General features: G+C 48.4%; 17 protein-coding genes, 2 tRNA genes and 1 pseudogene. 11 read left to right on the plus strand and 9 right to left on the minus strand.

What is annotated here, in order from left to right:
* Positions 1-2 precede the first annotated feature (2 nt).
* The 3 genes from fliQ to rcsA all read left to right on the plus strand — a co-directional run bounded on the left by fliQ (position 3) and on the right by rcsA (position 1,977).
* Entirely contained in the window at positions 3-272 is a 270-nt protein-coding gene (fliQ, locus tag FDW96_RS16420; protein ID WP_032939600.1) for a flagellar biosynthesis protein FliQ, read from the plus strand.
* A gap of 8 nt (positions 273-280) precedes the next feature.
* On the plus strand, positions 281-1,066 hold the full coding sequence (gene fliR / locus FDW96_RS16425; RefSeq protein WP_137365958.1) for a flagellar biosynthetic protein FliR: 786 nt from the start codon (positions 281-283) through the stop codon (positions 1,064-1,066).
* A 287-nt stretch (positions 1,067-1,353) separates the two neighbouring features.
* Positions 1,354-1,977, plus strand: coding sequence for a transcriptional regulator RcsA (gene rcsA / locus FDW96_RS16430; protein WP_137349992.1), 624 nt, complete (start codon positions 1,354-1,356; stop codon positions 1,975-1,977).
* Positions 1,978-2,031: 54 nt separating this feature from the next.
* On the opposite strand, the gene dsrB is transcribed toward rcsA, so the two are convergent.
* A complete protein-coding gene (gene dsrB, locus FDW96_RS16435; protein ID WP_038641589.1) occupies positions 2,032-2,220 on the minus strand; it encodes a protein DsrB in 189 nt (62 codons plus the stop codon).
* Between the two features lie 163 nt (positions 2,221-2,383).
* On the opposite strand from dsrB, the gene yodD reads away from it, so the two are divergent.
* Positions 2,384-2,611, plus strand: a complete 228-nt coding sequence (yodD, locus tag FDW96_RS16440; RefSeq protein WP_042307665.1) for a YodD family peroxide/acid resistance protein — start codon at positions 2,384-2,386, stop codon at positions 2,609-2,611.
* Positions 2,612-2,816: 205 nt separating this feature from the next.
* Here yodD and FDW96_RS16450 read toward each other — a convergent pair whose 3' ends face one another.
* Together FDW96_RS16450 and FDW96_RS16455 are read right to left on the minus strand one after the other, a co-directional pair.
* Positions 2,817-2,999, minus strand: coding sequence for a YodC family protein (locus tag FDW96_RS16450; RefSeq protein WP_137365960.1), 183 nt, complete (start codon positions 2,997-2,999; stop codon positions 2,817-2,819).
* Between the two features lie 77 nt (positions 3,000-3,076).
* Positions 3,077-3,991: a DUF808 domain-containing protein gene (locus FDW96_RS16455; RefSeq protein WP_170974727.1), complete on the minus strand. Its 915-nt coding sequence runs from the start codon at positions 3,989-3,991 to the stop codon at positions 3,077-3,079.
* A gap of 175 nt (positions 3,992-4,166) precedes the next feature.
* Between FDW96_RS16455 and yedA the strand changes: the two genes are divergently transcribed.
* Complete coding sequence (gene yedA, locus FDW96_RS16460; protein ID WP_042307659.1) at positions 4,167-5,087, plus strand: drug/metabolite exporter YedA; 921 nt, start codon at positions 4,167-4,169, stop codon at positions 5,085-5,087.
* Here the strand turns inward: yedA and FDW96_RS16465 are convergent.
* From FDW96_RS16465 to FDW96_RS16475, 3 genes are all read right to left on the minus strand, one after another.
* On the minus strand, positions 5,079-5,546 hold the full coding sequence (locus FDW96_RS16465; protein WP_061382611.1) for a very short patch repair endonuclease: 468 nt from the start codon (positions 5,544-5,546) through the stop codon (positions 5,079-5,081). The two genes, yedA and FDW96_RS16465, sit on opposite strands and share 9 nt — an antisense overlap.
* Entirely contained in the window at positions 5,527-6,957 is a 1,431-nt protein-coding gene (locus FDW96_RS16470) for a DNA cytosine methyltransferase (protein ID WP_061382610.1), read from the minus strand. Before FDW96_RS16470 ends, FDW96_RS16465 begins: the two co-directional genes overlap by 20 nt.
* A 76-nt stretch (positions 6,958-7,033) precedes the next feature.
* A complete protein-coding gene (locus tag FDW96_RS16475; RefSeq protein WP_042307653.1) occupies positions 7,034-7,726 on the minus strand; it encodes a phosphohydrolase in 693 nt (230 codons plus the stop codon).
* Between the two features lie 439 nt (positions 7,727-8,165).
* Between FDW96_RS16475 and ompC the strand changes: the two genes are divergently transcribed.
* Positions 8,166-9,347: a porin OmpC gene (gene ompC / locus FDW96_RS16480; RefSeq protein WP_042307651.1), complete on the plus strand. Its 1,182-nt coding sequence runs from the start codon at positions 8,166-8,168 to the stop codon at positions 9,345-9,347.
* Between the two features lie 106 nt (positions 9,348-9,453).
* Here ompC and FDW96_RS16485 read toward each other — a convergent pair whose 3' ends face one another.
* Entirely contained in the window at positions 9,454-9,786 is a 333-nt protein-coding gene (locus FDW96_RS16485) for an EmrE family multidrug efflux SMR transporter (RefSeq protein WP_064507035.1), read from the minus strand.
* 79 nt (positions 9,787-9,865) lie between these two features.
* Positions 9,866-10,225: a hypothetical protein gene (locus FDW96_RS16490; RefSeq protein WP_137365962.1), complete on the minus strand. Its 360-nt coding sequence runs from the start codon at positions 10,223-10,225 to the stop codon at positions 9,866-9,868.
* 284 nt (positions 10,226-10,509) lie between these two features.
* Between FDW96_RS16490 and FDW96_RS16495 the strand changes: the two genes are divergently transcribed.
* Positions 10,510-10,896, plus strand: a complete 387-nt coding sequence (locus FDW96_RS16495) for a VOC family protein (protein ID WP_042307648.1) — start codon at positions 10,510-10,512, stop codon at positions 10,894-10,896.
* Between the two features lie 12 nt (positions 10,897-10,908).
* A pseudogene (locus FDW96_RS25440) lies at positions 10,909-11,146 on the plus strand (hypothetical protein); the annotation flags it as partial.
* Between the two features lie 27 nt (positions 11,147-11,173).
* Here FDW96_RS25440 and FDW96_RS16505 read toward each other — a convergent pair.
* Positions 11,174-11,263 (minus strand) — tRNA-Ser (locus FDW96_RS16505).
* Positions 11,264-11,356: 93 nt separating this feature from the next.
* On the opposite strand from FDW96_RS16505, the gene mtfA reads away from it, so the two are divergent.
* The 3 genes from mtfA to FDW96_RS16520 all read left to right on the plus strand — a co-directional run bounded on the left by mtfA (position 11,357) and on the right by FDW96_RS16520 (position 13,753).
* Positions 11,357-12,154: a DgsA anti-repressor MtfA gene (mtfA, locus tag FDW96_RS16510; RefSeq protein ID WP_042307646.1), complete on the plus strand. Its 798-nt coding sequence runs from the start codon at positions 11,357-11,359 to the stop codon at positions 12,152-12,154.
* Positions 12,155-12,253: 99 nt separating this feature from the next.
* Positions 12,254-12,329, plus strand: a tRNA-Asn gene (locus FDW96_RS16515).
* A gap of 161 nt (positions 12,330-12,490) precedes the next feature.
* Positions 12,491-13,753 carry an integrase arm-type DNA-binding domain-containing protein gene (locus FDW96_RS16520; RefSeq protein ID WP_042307644.1) on the plus strand — a complete coding sequence of 421 codons (1,263 nt, stop codon included), beginning with the start codon at positions 12,491-12,493 and terminating at the stop codon, positions 13,751-13,753.
* Positions 13,754-14,011 lie beyond the last annotated feature (258 nt).

The raw sequence follows: 14,011 nt of genomic DNA on the forward strand, positions 1-14,011 counted from the left end.
AAATGACACCTGAATCGGTCATGATGATGGGGACAGAAGCGATGAAGGTCGCTCTGGCCCTTGCTGCGCCTTTGCTGTTGGTGGCCCTCGTCACAGGTCTTATCATCAGCATTTTGCAGGCGGCGACCCAGATTAACGAAATGACGCTGTCCTTCATTCCCAAAATTGTCGCGGTGTTTATTGCCATCATTGTTGCCGGCCCGTGGATGCTTAACCTGCTGCTCGACTACGTGCGTACGCTGTTCAGCAATTTACCGTATATCATCGGGTAGACAACGTTATGTTGCAGGTGACCAGCGTTGAGTGGATGCAGTGGCTGAATCTTTACTTCTGGCCGTTGCTGCGCATCCTGGCGCTCATCTCCACAGCGCCCATTCTCAGCGAACGCGCCATCCCCAAGCGGGTAAAACTGGGGCTGGGATTGATGATAACCATCGTTATCGCCCCATCGATTCCCCCTGCAGACGTCCCCATCTTTTCCATCGGCGCGTTGTGGCAGGCCATGCAACAAATTTTGATCGGCATCGCCTTAGGCTTCACCATGCAGTTTGCGTTTGCCGCCGTGCGTACCGCCGGGGAACTGATTGGCCTGCAAATGGGGCTTTCCTTTGCGACATTTTTTGACCCGGGTAGCCGCCTGAATATGCCGGTCCTGGCACGACTGATCGACATGCTCGCCATGCTGTTATTCCTCACCTTTAATGGCCATCTTTGGCTGATTTCGCTACTGGTGGATACGTTTCATACTTTGCCCATTGGCGGCAATCCGGTTAACAGCAATGCATTTCTCGCGCTGGCACGGGCGGGTAGCCTGATTTTCCTCAACGGACTCATGCTGGCCCTACCGGTTATGACGCTGCTGCTGACGCTGAACCTTACGCTTGGTTTGTTAAACCGCATGGCGCCACAACTGTCGATTTTTGTCATTGGCTTTCCTCTCACCCTGACAGTGGGTATTTCATTAATGGCGGCGCTGATGCCATTAATTGCGCCATTCTGCGAGCGCTTGTTCAGCGAAATTTTTAATTTGTTGGCCGATATCGTCAGCGAAATGCCCGGAAAATAATAACCCTTAATTTTTATCCTGTTTTACTAAGGATTGTCCTAAATTTAAAAACCGACAACATCCACCAGGATATCGCTGTCGCGGTTTATTTGTTTTTGCCTCACTCACATAACGCAACATTTACTTTACTTTAAGATGTTTCCTGGCAAATTATACGCAACTTTACGGGATAGTAAATTCGCCTGAAAACAGCGAAAGCGTCATCTTGGGTCGTTATTATTCCGTTTAGTTGTGATGCAATAATCAGGTAAGGGGAATTATCGTTACGCATTGAGTGAGGGTATGCCATGTCAACGATTATTATGGATTTATGCAGTTACACCCGGCTAGGGTTGACCGGTTATCTGGTCAGTCGGGGGGTGAAAAAAAGGGAAATCAACAATATTTCCAGCGTTGGTGAACTCAGTCTCGCCTGTGTTTCTCTGCAACCCGCTGTGGTGTTTATTAATGAGGACTGTTTTATCCACGATCCAGCTAACAGTCAGCAAATCAAGCAAATCATTAATCAGCATCCCAGCACATTATTTATTGTATTTATGGCAATTGCCAATGTGCATTTTGATGAGTATCTTTTAGTCAGAAAAAATTTATTGATCAGTTCTAAATCAATTAAGCCTGATTCACTGGATGAACTTCTTGGCGATATTCTGAAAAAGGAAGTGAATATTGCTATCGATGTTAATCTGCCGACGTTGTCATTAAGCCGTACCGAATCCAGCATGCTACGCATGTGGATGGAGGGACAGGGAACAATACAGATCTCAGACCAAATGAATATCAAGGCCAAGACCGTCTCATCCCATAAGGGAAATATAAAACGAAAGATTAAGACGCATAATAAGCAAGTTATCTATCACGTGGTTCGACTCACGGATAACGTCACCAATGGTATCTTTGTAAATACGCGCTAAGACGTTCTGACTGGTGGCGGAACCACCAGTCAGAATCAAGCAGAAGAACTCACCTCACTCTATTTTTTCCACAAAGATACCATCCTGATGACCTGATTCATTAAAGAACCAGATACCGAGCGGGTAGTCTTCCAGCGAAACCAGGTACATGGTGCCTTCACTAAACTCTTCGATTGCCAGTACCACGCCCGGCCGACGTGGGCCGCCGTCCGTTTTGACTGTAACCCGATCATTCACCTTCATCGTTTTCCTCCTGTGGCTTTGTGCCAGTGTAGAACAAATTCCTTTATGTGGCAGCGTCCGGCGCATGCGATTGCGGGTTTTCTCGACGGTCTATACTTAAGTGGTGCGCATCTGAGGTTTTGATGCGCTCCCCCGGTATCCTTAACGGTTGAGAGGTATGAGGATGAAAACCGCGAAAGAGTACAGCGATACGGCCAAACGTGAAGTGAGCGTCGATGTAGACGCTCTGCTGAAGGCAATCAACGAAATCTGCGAGAGTGAAATTCATCGCAGTCAGGACGATCCGGAACGCGTCAGCATCGACGGGCGTGATTTCCATACATGGCATGAACTGGCCGACGCGTTCGAGCTTGATATCCATGATTTTAGCGTGTCGGAAATCAATCGCTGACTGAGGGCGAAAAAAATCCCGGCCCTCATCGGGCCGGGATCAAGCTTGCTTATGCAAGAAGCACTTGAAAATTCGTTACACCAGGAAATCTGATGTGAAACAAACCTTATCTGCAATTTTTTTGCCTGACAAGTAAATAATTCTCACCAAAATGATAAATATAACTAATGGTTGAGAGCTCACCAGGTTACGATCATACCCAATGTCAGGCGTCCTGGCAGCGCGATCTTTGCTCGCCGGGCACCAGTTCATCTTCACGGAATGCTTCCCGTTTAACGCCAAAGCCGTCGTACCAGCGACACTCCACCATTCCGCTGGCATACCCGGTAACGATCATGCGTGGGCCACCCTCTTTCGAGGTGACTTCCTCACTGACAGAAAAGACCATACCTGCCTCCTGTATCAAGAGAAACCTTTACACCTTAGACGACAAAGAGGCTTTTTGCGTAATTAATCCGACGACAATTAGTGCGAAACTCCACGCAGTCTGGCAACGGCTTTTACCAGCAGAACGACTATTCCACCAATGATAAAGCCGAGCACCAGATTAAGCAGGGTTGGAAGCATTAGCGCAATCAATGAGCTTTGCTGCTGGGCAAAATGTTCTATCGCATGATGCAGCGGTGATATTCCATGTACAACAATCCCGCCCCCCACTAAAAACATCGCCAGCGTGCCAACCACCGAAAGTGTTTTCATCAGCCAGGGAGCAACAACCAGCAGTCCTTTACCCAGAGTTTGAGCAAGCATGCTGCGCTTTTCTGCCAGCCAGTAGCCGATATCATCAAGCTTAACGATAATCCCCACCAGGCCATACACGCCCACGGTCACCACTAACGCGATGCCTGATAACACCAGCACCTGATTCAACAACGGCGCATCCGCCACAATGCCGAGGGTGATCGCGACAATCTCAGCAGATAAAATGAAGTCGGTACGTATCGCTCCTTTGATTTTATCTTTCTCAAAGGTCAGTGGATCCTGCTCCGCCAGAGATGCCAGACGCTGCTGGCGTTCTTCCGGGGTCTCTTTGTGTTTACGCGCTTCCAGGGTGTGAAGAACTTTTTCCACCCCTTCAAAACAGAGAAACGCCCCGCCTACCATTAATAAGGGGGTGATCGCCCAGGAAATGAAGGCGCTAATCAATAGCGCCAACGGCACAAGAATAACTTTGTTAACAAACGACCCTTTAGCCACGCTCCAGACCACCGGGAGTTCGCGATTTGCCCGCACGCCCGACACCTGTTGCGCGTTAAGCGATAAGTCATCTCCCAAGACACCCGCGGTTTTTTTCGCGGCCAGTTTTCCCATGACCGAGATATCGTCCAATAAGGTTGCGATATCATCGAGTAAGGTCAGTAAGCTACTTCCTGCCAAAATGTTAACCCTCAATATTATTTTTTTGCAGTATTAAGTATGAAGTAAAACACGCCATGCGGAAACTGGCCTTTCTGGTCAACAAATATTTAACAATGGCATGCAATTATAAATCTCGCCAGCACGATAGTTTTGACGTTTACTATGTTGCACCTTTTTATTTCCACCGTGAGGGATTATGCGTTTCAGGCAATTGCTACCGCTTTTCAGTGCGCTTTTCGCGCTGTACATCATTTGGGGTTCCACCTACTTCGTTATTCGCATTGGCGTTGAAAGCTGGCCGCCGTTGATGATGGCTGGCGTGCGTTTTCTCTCCGCGGGCATTTTGTTAACCGCATTCTTACTAATTCGCGGGCATAAACTGCCGCCTCTGCGCCAGCTCCTGAACGCCGCGTTAATTGGTATCCTGCTGCTGGCTGTGGGTAATGGGCTGGTCACCGTCGCAGAGCATCAAAATGTGCCTTCCGGTATCGCCGCCGTGGTGGTTGCTACCGTTCCGCTGTTTACGCTGTGCTTTAGCCACTTTTTTGGTATTAAAACGCGTAAGCTGGAGTGGATGGGAATAGCCATTGGGTTGGCAGGTATCATCATGCTGAACAGCGGCGGTAATTTAAGCGGTAATCCTTGGGGTGCTGTTTTAATCCTGATAGGTTCGATGAGTTGGGCGTTTGGCTCGGTGTACGGCTCACGCATAACGTTACCCGTTGGCATGATGGCCGGAGCCATTGAAATGTTAGCCGCCGGAGTTGTGCTGATGTGCGCGTCACTGGTCTCCGGGGAAAAACTGACCACTATGCCGACATTTTCAGGATTTATGGCGGTGGCGTACCTGGCCCTGTTTGGCTCTATCATTGCCATTAACGCGTATATGTACCTGATCCGCAACGTCAGTCCGGCGCTCGCCACCAGCTATGCCTACGTTAATCCAGTTGTCGCCGTGCTGCTAGGTACCGGTCTGGGAGGAGAAAGTCTGGCGCTCATCGAATGGCTGGCGCTCGGCGTTATCGTATTTGCGGTGGTATTGGTCACCTTGGGTAAATACTTATTCCCCATGAAAGCGGATGCCGTTGCGACCCCGTCGGAAAAGACGTTACAGTAAATGAATACCGAGAGTGTCGATCTGCGCGCTGGCACCGCCGCCGCAGATCCACTCGATGACACGTTCAGATAACGCGTCATCGCCGAGTTTTTCGCGCCCACGCAGGGCGCATTCCCAGACAATCAGTATACGCCAGCCCAGCGCCTGCAACATTTCACAGTCCCGCACGTCACGCTGGACATTTTTGCCAATTTTTTCCAGCCAGAATTCCGTCCGTGTTGCGGGGACTTTAAACAAGTAGCAGTTGTGATGATGCCAGAAACAGCCATGGGTAAAGATCACACAACGGTAATCATCGACCACGAAATCGGGGCGACCAGGTAACGTCGCATCCTGCACGCGAAACGTTACGCCCTGCTCTGTCAGTACGCTGGCAAGGCGTTTTTCAATGGCAGTATCGCGGGTTGCTATCGCCCGCATATTTTTACTACGCGTTGCTTTATCGTGAACGTCTGCCATGCAGGTTCTCTTTCTCGCGAATAGCAACCGCCTGTTTGATTTTCGGCTCCAACAGTCTGGCAACCGCCGCGAATGCCGGAACGACCACCGAATTACCAAACTGGCGATAAGCCTGAGTATCTGACACCGGGATCCTGAATTGATAGCCCTGTGGTGATTCAAATCCCATCAGGCGCGCACACTCCCGTGGTGTAAGCCGGCGCGGACGGTGCTGCTGGTTCAACGGATCGTCAAAATCCTTTTCACCCAGCGCCATATCCCAGCCGCGGTCGATAAGGATCTCGGCGCCATCTTTATAATAGCGTGCCGATAATGTGCGGGTTACGCTATCGGGATTATCGGGGTATACCATGCCATAGCCAAACCCATTGCCCCGCGCCTGGTGCTTTTTCGCATAGCGATAGAGATATTTCCACAACACCGGCGTCAGCACATATTTCGCATCGACGGTCGGCTCAAGCAACTCCGCCAGCGTCGTACGCCGCTGCGGATAGCGAGTGACAATATTTCGCAGCGTGAAGTCTGATTTCAATTGCAGATCGCGTCGAAATCCGACGAGCACAATACGTTCGCGATGCTGCGGCAAAAAATGTTGTCCATCGATAATTTTCGGATCGTCAGGTCCATTATCCGCCGCATCCGCGACGTCATAACCCAGCTCATCCAGCGTCTGCATGATGATGCGAAACGTTTTACCCTGGTCGTGACTTTTCAGGTTTTTGACGTTTTCGAGCACAAATATGGCTGGTCGACGCGCGTCGATAATACGCACCACGTCAAAAAAGAGGGTGCCTTGTGTATCACAGGCAAAGCCGTGGGCCCGCCCTAACGCATTTTTCTTTGATACCCCAGCCAGGGAGAAAGGCTGACAAGGAAATCCTGCCAGCAGTACGTCATGCTCAGGAATATGTTGGCGAATATGTTCCGCAGCCTGCTGGTCGCTCACCCCATCATGATGACTCAGCGTGACATCGCGAATATCTTCATTAAAGTGATGCTGGAGTGGATCGCAATAATTGTTCGCTTTGTAGGTACGCACCGCATGCTTGTTCCATTCGCTGGTAAACACACACTGCCCACCAATCGCCTCAAAGCCTCGACGAATCCCGCCAATGCCGGCAAACAGATCGATAAATCGAAAGGCATAATGCGGATGATGCGCAGGTGGCGTCGGCAGCAAGGAATTCAGATGAGTAAGCTCATTCTCGCTGAGGCGATGCCATGTTTCGTTCGCCATCACTCGCTTAAAGATGGCCGGACTCCAGCGGTTCTCGCCAACACCATTCAGATGAGCAACCAGGGTTTTCACGTCATATATTTCAAGCAACTTAGCCAAAATCACCTGCGCGGCGGCCTTGTTATCATCTGTCATCGGGTTCATGGAGCCTGCTACTGAAAAATTATCCTGCATACATTTAACCGGCCGAAATGGATAACCGACAGATTAACATAAAATAGCGCGGTTGACGTTGCGGCTGTACTGGCGGCTAACCTGCTTTAAAGGGTTGAATCGCGTCAGGATCCAGCATTTCATACTCCCCTTTTAACTCCGCACTCAGCTTCGCCATGTACGTCAGTAAGAAGTCAGCATTATGCTGCGCTAAATGTCGGCCTTGTTCAGTTTGCATCGTCGACGGCAACGTCAATAACTTGGTCTGGAAGTGATCGAGCGCGTACTGTTTATCGTCAAGACCACGCTGACGGGCAAACGGATCTTCCGCATCAAATAGCGCCACTCCTAACGCACCAGACACGGCAAACACGCGCGCTAACCCAATGGCGCCCAACGCCTCAAGCCTGTCAGCATCCTGCACGATTTTAGCTTCAATGGTTTCCGGTGCGATCTTCGCGCTGAAACTGTGCGCCTCAATGGCATGGCACACGGCCGGTATACTGTGTTGCGGAAAATCTGGGAAGTCGCGCCTCAACATGCGACGTGTTTCCTGCGCCGCCAATACTGACGAGCGATGACGATCCGGATGGTTTTTCGGTAAGCTAACAAGATCATGGAAGTAGCACGCCGTCAGCACCACCAGCCAGTCTACGCTCGCATCTTGACTTAGCTTTTGCGAGGTCTTCCACACGCGACGAAAATGAGAAATATCATGGGCAGCATCCTGCCCGGAGTGGTTATCACGTAGCCAGGCTTCAAATTTTGACTGCCAGTCCTGTAGTTCCATAGGGTCTCTCTTTGCAGAAAGAAAACCACCTTAACAACAATTTCCATTTCAGACTAATGCCAGCGCTGCGATTTATATCTATATATTATTATTTTTACATTTACATAACCCCAAAGAATTAATTATCTCGTGGAATGAATATCTCTCGGTCATTACTCGTTATCAAATAACAAATAATCGACAGCAATAAAATAAACAATGCAAATAAAAAACAAAAAACCATAATTTATAGATAAACATTAATTTATACAATGAATGGCGTTATCGAAAACATACACATATAGTTATAAAAAGACAAACAAGAAACAATTTGAAATATTTTAAATATATTTGTTACACGTTATATTTTAAATAAAATGAACTTCATAGATAGTATCAAAATGTAGTCTTCGGATAGTACTACATATTCATATTAATTATTATCATAAGGGAATACATAATGAAAAGAAAAGTACTGGCACTTCTCCTCCCTGCTTTATTAGCTGCAGGCGCAGTAAATGCGGCTGAAATTTATAATAAGAACGGCAATAAACTGGATCTGTACGGTAAAGTTGATGGTCTGCGTTATTTCTCTGACGATGCTGGCAGTGATGGCGATCAGACCTATGCTCGTGTGGGCTTTAAAGGCGAAACCCAGATCAACGATATGCTGACTGGTTATGGTCAGTGGGAATATAACATTCAGGCCAACGGTACCGAAGGTGATAAAGGCGATTCCTGGACTCGTCTGGCTTTCGCTGGCTTAGGATTTGGTGAGAACGGCACCTTCGATTACGGTCGTAACTATGGCGTCGTCTACGACGTAGAAGCCTGGACCGATATGCTGCCGGAATTTGGCGGCGATACTTACACCCAGACCGATGTGTATATGCTAGGTCGTACCAACGGCGTGGCCACCTATCGTAATAAAGGCTTCTTTGGTCAGGTTGATGGCCTGAACTTCGCCCTGCAGTATCAGGGTAATAACGAAGGTAGCAGCTTAGGTCAGGAAGGTTCTGGTAACAGCACTAACCGTAAACTGGCGAAAGAAAACGGCGACGGCTTCGGTATGTCTACCTCCTATGACTTTGACTTCGGTTTAAGTTTGGGTGCAGCGTACTCCGCATCTGACCGTACCGACGATCAAGTTGCTCGTGGCTACCAGGACGGAATGAATCATCGTAACAACTATGCAGGCGGTGAAACCGCTGAAGCCTGGACCGTGGGCGCAAAATATGATGCCAATAACGTTTACCTGGCTGCTATGTATGCAGAAACCCGCAACATGACCTACTACGGCGGTGGCAATGGCGAAGGTAATGGCGGTATTGCCAACAAAACCCAGAACTTTGAAGTTGTTGCACAGTATCAGTTCGACTTCGGCCTGCGCCCTTCCATCGCTTATCTGCAGTCTAAAGGCAAGGATTTAGGTGGTCAGGAAGTAAGTCGTGGTAACTGGCGTTATGTCGACAAAGATCTGGTCAAATATGTTGATGTAGGTATGACTTACTACTTCAACAAAAACATGTCTACCTACGTTGATTACAAAATCAACCTGCTGGATGAAGACGATAGCTTCTATGAAAGCAATGGTATCGCGACTGACGACATCGTTGCCGTTGGTTTAGTCTACCAGTTCTAATTACCCACAAAAATACGCAAGCCCGCTTCATTTGAAGCGGGCTTTTTTAGCGCACGGGGATAAGATCTGCTAACAGCGCCAGATATACGACACGCTTTCAATAGAATTAATGTGGGGAAGATTTTGAAAAAATATTAATAACCAGAACCCCAGCGCAAATCAGGAACATGCCTGCGATCGCCGGGAAATCCAGCTTTTGCCCACTTACTAACCAGCCCAAAAGGCTGATTAATACGATTCCAGCACCTGACCAAATTGCATACGCAATGCCCGTTGGAATGGTCGATAGCGTCTGAGAGAGAAGATAAAAAGCAGTGCAGTAGCACACAATGGTTGCTACAGATGGCCATAAGCGTGTAAATCCGTCAGAAAACTTCATCAGGGTTGTACCTATTACTTCAGCTATAATGGCCCCGGCAAGGAAAATGTATGAGTTCAAAATCTGGCCCCATGTGACAATCTAAGACAATCATCGTATCACAAAGGGTTAGGTGAGTTTGAACACAGCCAAAACTACTTTAGCTTAGTACAAAAAGGCCGTCTGAAGCGCCGCGAGGTCTGCTATGCGCAGACGTTGTGGTTAATTTTAACGTCACCATAGAGCTGACATCGGTCTGCGGATTGCCTGCTTCGAATGCCCAGCTTTCCATTTCCCTGGTAATTTTTTGCTTAGTATCAGCATCAACGACTCCATCAGGAAATCTGATATTTATAACTTTTCCTTTATCATCAATATTATATACAACTTTGATTTTATTGTTTTCATCCACCAACGTTCTTACCTCGGTTTTGCTGATTGTTTCACTTGCATGAGTACTAAAAGCTAAACCAGCAGACAAAGTAGCAATAAAAGCCACATCAAAAAGCTTGTTATTCATAATGTTACCCCCCCACTCAAAGAAATAATGATAAATAGAAATAATTATCATTTCCACGGTTTATTTTACAGCTAAACAGGGTGTGGCAATACTGAAGGGGCTGAGCTGGCACTGTCACGGCACAGAGCCAAACCGAATCTGACAGTCAACTCTGTGTCGGCAGCAGACCGTTAGCAAGGTGAAGCATGATATTTCGGAGGCTCTTATGGACAAATGGAAAAGATAATCACATGTAAACTCAGCGCGATTGCAATGTTAAACGGTATTTCCCCTGGAGACCCCGGATGTTTACTCATATGCGTATTGCCAAACCCGTCAGCAATCTCGAAAGATCTTTTCTGATGTACAGCCAGGGATTGGGGCTACATAAAATTGCTGAATTTAACGATCATGAGGGGTTCAATGGAATAATGTTAGGGCGGGAAGACTTAGACTGGCACATAGAATTCACCTTTTGCCAAATCCATCCCGTTCAACCTTTGCACACTGAAGAAGATTTACTCGTTCTTTATTACCCTGATGCAAATGAATGGTCGCATGTCTGCGAAAGAATGAACGATGCTGGTTTCAGAATGACAGCGTCATTCAATCCCTACTGGGACGTGAACGGAAGGACATTTGTTGACCTCGACGGATATAGGGTAGTTATCCAAAACAAGTCGTGGGCATAACCTCAATAACTATTGCCATGTACCTTTCATGAACTCAAAGCCTGGGGGATATCAGATTACCAAGGCTCGAGAAGGACAAACAACTATTCTCAGGTCACAAAAATGAATGCAAGTTGTGGTTTATGACAGAAAAGTGAAAATTTTCCCCACACTGGATCTTCCGGTATTGAACAAATCAGAAGATGATGATGGCGAGCTTTATACTAAGCGAATATACCGACACTATACCAAGTGTGACATGAGTCGTTGAAAGGGATTGAGCTAAGTGTTTGAATAGTGGCGGAGAGAGGGGGATTTGAACCCCCGGTAGAGTTGCCCCTACTCCGGTTTTCGAGACCGGTCCATTCAGCCGCTCTGGCATCTCTCCGTTTTGGCGGTTGCCATGATGCCAGGTAATTTGGCATTTTAACAGACCCAGTTCCGTCAATTTCGTTCAAGTGACGAGTTTGCGAGCAAAACGATGATTAAGTGGCCCTGGAAAGAGCAAGAAACAGCCCGAAATGACGACTGGCCGTGGGATAACGCCCTGGCTATTCCGCTTCTGGTGAATCTCACCGAGCAAGAACAAGCCAGACTTATCGCCCTGGCCGAGCGCTTTTTACAGCAAAAAAGATTGGTAGCACTTCAGGGGTTTGAACTGGACCCGCTGAAAAGTGCGCGCATTGCTCTGCTCTTCTGTTTACCTGTTCTGGAATTAGGGATCGAGTGGCTAGATGGGTTTCATGAAGTTCTCATCTACCCTGCCCCATTTGTTGTAGACGACGAATGGGAAGACGAAATTGGTCTGGTGCACAATCAACGTGTCGTTCAGTCCGGGCAGAGCTGGCAGCAAGGTCCGATAATCCTCAACTGGCTTGATATTCAGGATTCCTTTGATGCCTCAGGCTTTAATCTGATCATTCATGAAGTCGCGCACAAGCTGGATATGCGTAATGGCGATCGCGCCAGCGGTATTCCGGCGATTCCTCTGCGAGATATTGCCGGCTGGGAGCACGACCTGCATGCCGCAATGAACAACATTCAGGATGAAATCGATCTGGTAGGGGAAACCGCATGCAGTATAGATGCTTACGCTGCAACCGATCCGGCCGAATGCTTTGCCGTATTATCCGAGTATTTTTTCAGTGCTCCTGAATTATTTGCTCCACGTTTCCCGGCTTTATGGCAGCGTTTCATCCTGTTTTATCGCCAAAATCCAATGCAACGGTTACGAGATAACCCCGAAGATGGCCATTATCGCTCATCAAGTGTGCATTAACACCGAATTTGAAGATTAATTAACCAATTGAAATGACGCGCTAATTTTACTGTTGACACCTCAGGGTGAGGTCAGTAATATGCGCCTCGTTCACACGATTCCTCTGTAGTTCAGTCGGTAGAACGGCGGACTGTTAATCCGTATGTCACTGGTTCGAGTCCAGTCAGAGGAGCCAAATTCCTGTTTTCAGGCGTGCTTATAAGTCCCTATTCAGTTAGGTTTCAATAAGTTAGCGTGAAAATATTTCCCAATGCGTGTCTGGTTTTCCCTGCGCATCCGGCGAAATTGGTGGTCTGATCTGGGGTCATTTCAGTTCGATAATGGAGTGACCACCATATGTCCCTGTCCGACGCGAAAATCCGCAGTATCAAGCCTTCTGATAAACCCTTTAAACTGACCGATTCTCAGGGTCTGTATCTGCTCGTCAATCCGGGCGGTTCACGCCTCTGGTATCTCAAGTATCGCTTCAACCGAAAAGAATCCCGCATCGCGTTAGGCGCATACCCGCAGGTCTCGCTTTCTGACGCCCGCCAGCAGCGCGACGGTATCCGTAAACTGCTGGCGCAGAATATTAATCCCGCACAACAACGCATGACTGAAAAAGCCGCCGCATCACCGGAAAAATGCTTTGAGGCCGTTGCGGTGGCATGGCACAAAACCAACAAGAAATGGTCGGCTGACTATGCAGAACGCATTCTTGCCAGTATGAAAAATCATATCTTTCCGGCAATTGGTCATCTGCCCGTCACGATGCTCAAAACGCAGCATTTCACGGCGTTACTGAAAGTTATCGAGGACAAAGGCTTTCTGGAAGTCGCGTCCCGTACCCGGCAGCAACTCTGCAACATCATGCGTTACGCCGTTCAGCAGGGACTGACTGAAAACAATCCGGCGCTGCATCTGGAAGGCGTCACCGCGCCGCCGATTAAAAATCACTATCCCGCCCTGCCGCTGGAGCGGTTGCCCGAATTGTTTGAGCGCATTGGCGGCTATCAGCAGGGACGGCAGCTTACGAGGCTGGCGGTAGCGCTGACTCTGCATCTGTTTATCCGTTCCAGTGAACTGCGCTTCGCCCGCTGGAGCGAGATAGATTTCAGACACAAAATCTGGACCATCCCCGCCACCCGAGAGGCGATAGATAAAGTTCGTTTTTCAGGTCGTGGCGCAAAAATGCGCACTCCGCATATTGTGCCATTGTCCCGGCAGGCTATAGCTATTCTGAAGCAAATACAGGAAATCTCAGATCATCTGGAGCTGGTCTTCCCCGGCGACCATAACCCCTATAAACCGATGAGTGAAAATACCATCAACCGGGCGTTACGTCTGATGGGCTATGATACCAAAACCGACGTCTGCGGACATGGCTTCCGGGCAATGGCCTGTAGCGCACTGGTGGAATCTGAGCTCTGGTCGCGGGATGCAGTGGAAAGGCAGATGAGTCACCAGGAACGCAACAGCGTGCGGGCAGCATATATCCATCGTGCTGAACATCTCGATGCACGCAAGGACATGATGCAGTGGTGGTCAGACTATCTTGACGTAAGCCGCGAGGGGTACGTTGCACCCTATATTTATGCCCGGCGGCATAAAGCGGCCTGAGCCAGTAGCAGTATAATTTGTTAAAAATGAAAAAGCAGATCCGGATTTAATCCGGATCTGCTTTTTACGTTGCGCAACCACTGTCAGACAATCAGCACCAGCAACCGACTTGCTGGAACGCAATAGCTGCACCAGTTCAATATCATCGTTTACCTGCACCAGAAACTACCCGGTAAACATCGAACTGCACCAGTACTAAGACCTTTTCAGCCCTTTAGCCTTTTCCGGGCTGGCGCTGTTACCCTTACCAGCCCTTTA

This window comes from Citrobacter sp. TBCS-15 (genome assembly GCF_005280815.1).
Lineage (GTDB): Bacteria > Pseudomonadota > Gammaproteobacteria > Enterobacterales > Enterobacteriaceae > Citrobacter > Citrobacter werkmanii.

Excerpts from the sequence above, each read along its gene's own strand:
- dsrB (WP_038641589.1), bottom strand. The coding sequence starts at position 2,220 with ATGAAGGTGAATGATCGGGTTACAGTCAAAACGGACGGCGGCCCACGT.
- FDW96_RS16470 (WP_061382610.1), bottom strand. The coding sequence starts at position 6,957 with ATGCAGGATAATTTTTCAGTAGCAGGCTCCATGAACCCGATGACAGAT.
- FDW96_RS16475 (WP_042307653.1), bottom strand. The coding sequence starts at position 7,726 with ATGGAACTACAGGACTGGCAGTCAAAATTTGAAGCCTGGCTACGTGAT.
- fliQ (WP_032939600.1), top strand. The coding sequence starts at position 3 with ATGACACCTGAATCGGTCATGATGATGGGGACAGAAGCGATGAAGGTC.
- fliR (WP_137365958.1), top strand. The coding sequence starts at position 281 with ATGTTGCAGGTGACCAGCGTTGAGTGGATGCAGTGGCTGAATCTTTAC.
- rcsA (WP_137349992.1), top strand. The coding sequence starts at position 1,354 with ATGTCAACGATTATTATGGATTTATGCAGTTACACCCGGCTAGGGTTG.
- FDW96_RS16450 (WP_137365960.1), bottom strand. The coding sequence starts at position 2,999 with ATGGTCTTTTCTGTCAGTGAGGAAGTCACCTCGAAAGAGGGTGGCCCA.
- FDW96_RS16495 (WP_042307648.1), top strand. The coding sequence starts at position 10,510 with ATGTTTACTCATATGCGTATTGCCAAACCCGTCAGCAATCTCGAAAGA.
- FDW96_RS16490 (WP_137365962.1), bottom strand. The coding sequence starts at position 10,225 with ATGAATAACAAGCTTTTTGATGTGGCTTTTATTGCTACTTTGTCTGCT.
- mtfA (WP_042307646.1), top strand. The coding sequence starts at position 11,357 with ATGATTAAGTGGCCCTGGAAAGAGCAAGAAACAGCCCGAAATGACGAC.
- ompC (WP_042307651.1), top strand. The coding sequence starts at position 8,166 with ATGAAAAGAAAAGTACTGGCACTTCTCCTCCCTGCTTTATTAGCTGCA.
- yodD (WP_042307665.1), top strand. The coding sequence starts at position 2,384 with ATGAAAACCGCGAAAGAGTACAGCGATACGGCCAAACGTGAAGTGAGC.
- FDW96_RS16520 (WP_042307644.1), top strand. The coding sequence starts at position 12,491 with ATGTCCCTGTCCGACGCGAAAATCCGCAGTATCAAGCCTTCTGATAAA.
- FDW96_RS16465 (WP_061382611.1), bottom strand. The coding sequence starts at position 5,546 with ATGGCAGACGTTCACGATAAAGCAACGCGTAGTAAAAATATGCGGGCG.
- yedA (WP_042307659.1), top strand. The coding sequence starts at position 4,167 with ATGCGTTTCAGGCAATTGCTACCGCTTTTCAGTGCGCTTTTCGCGCTG.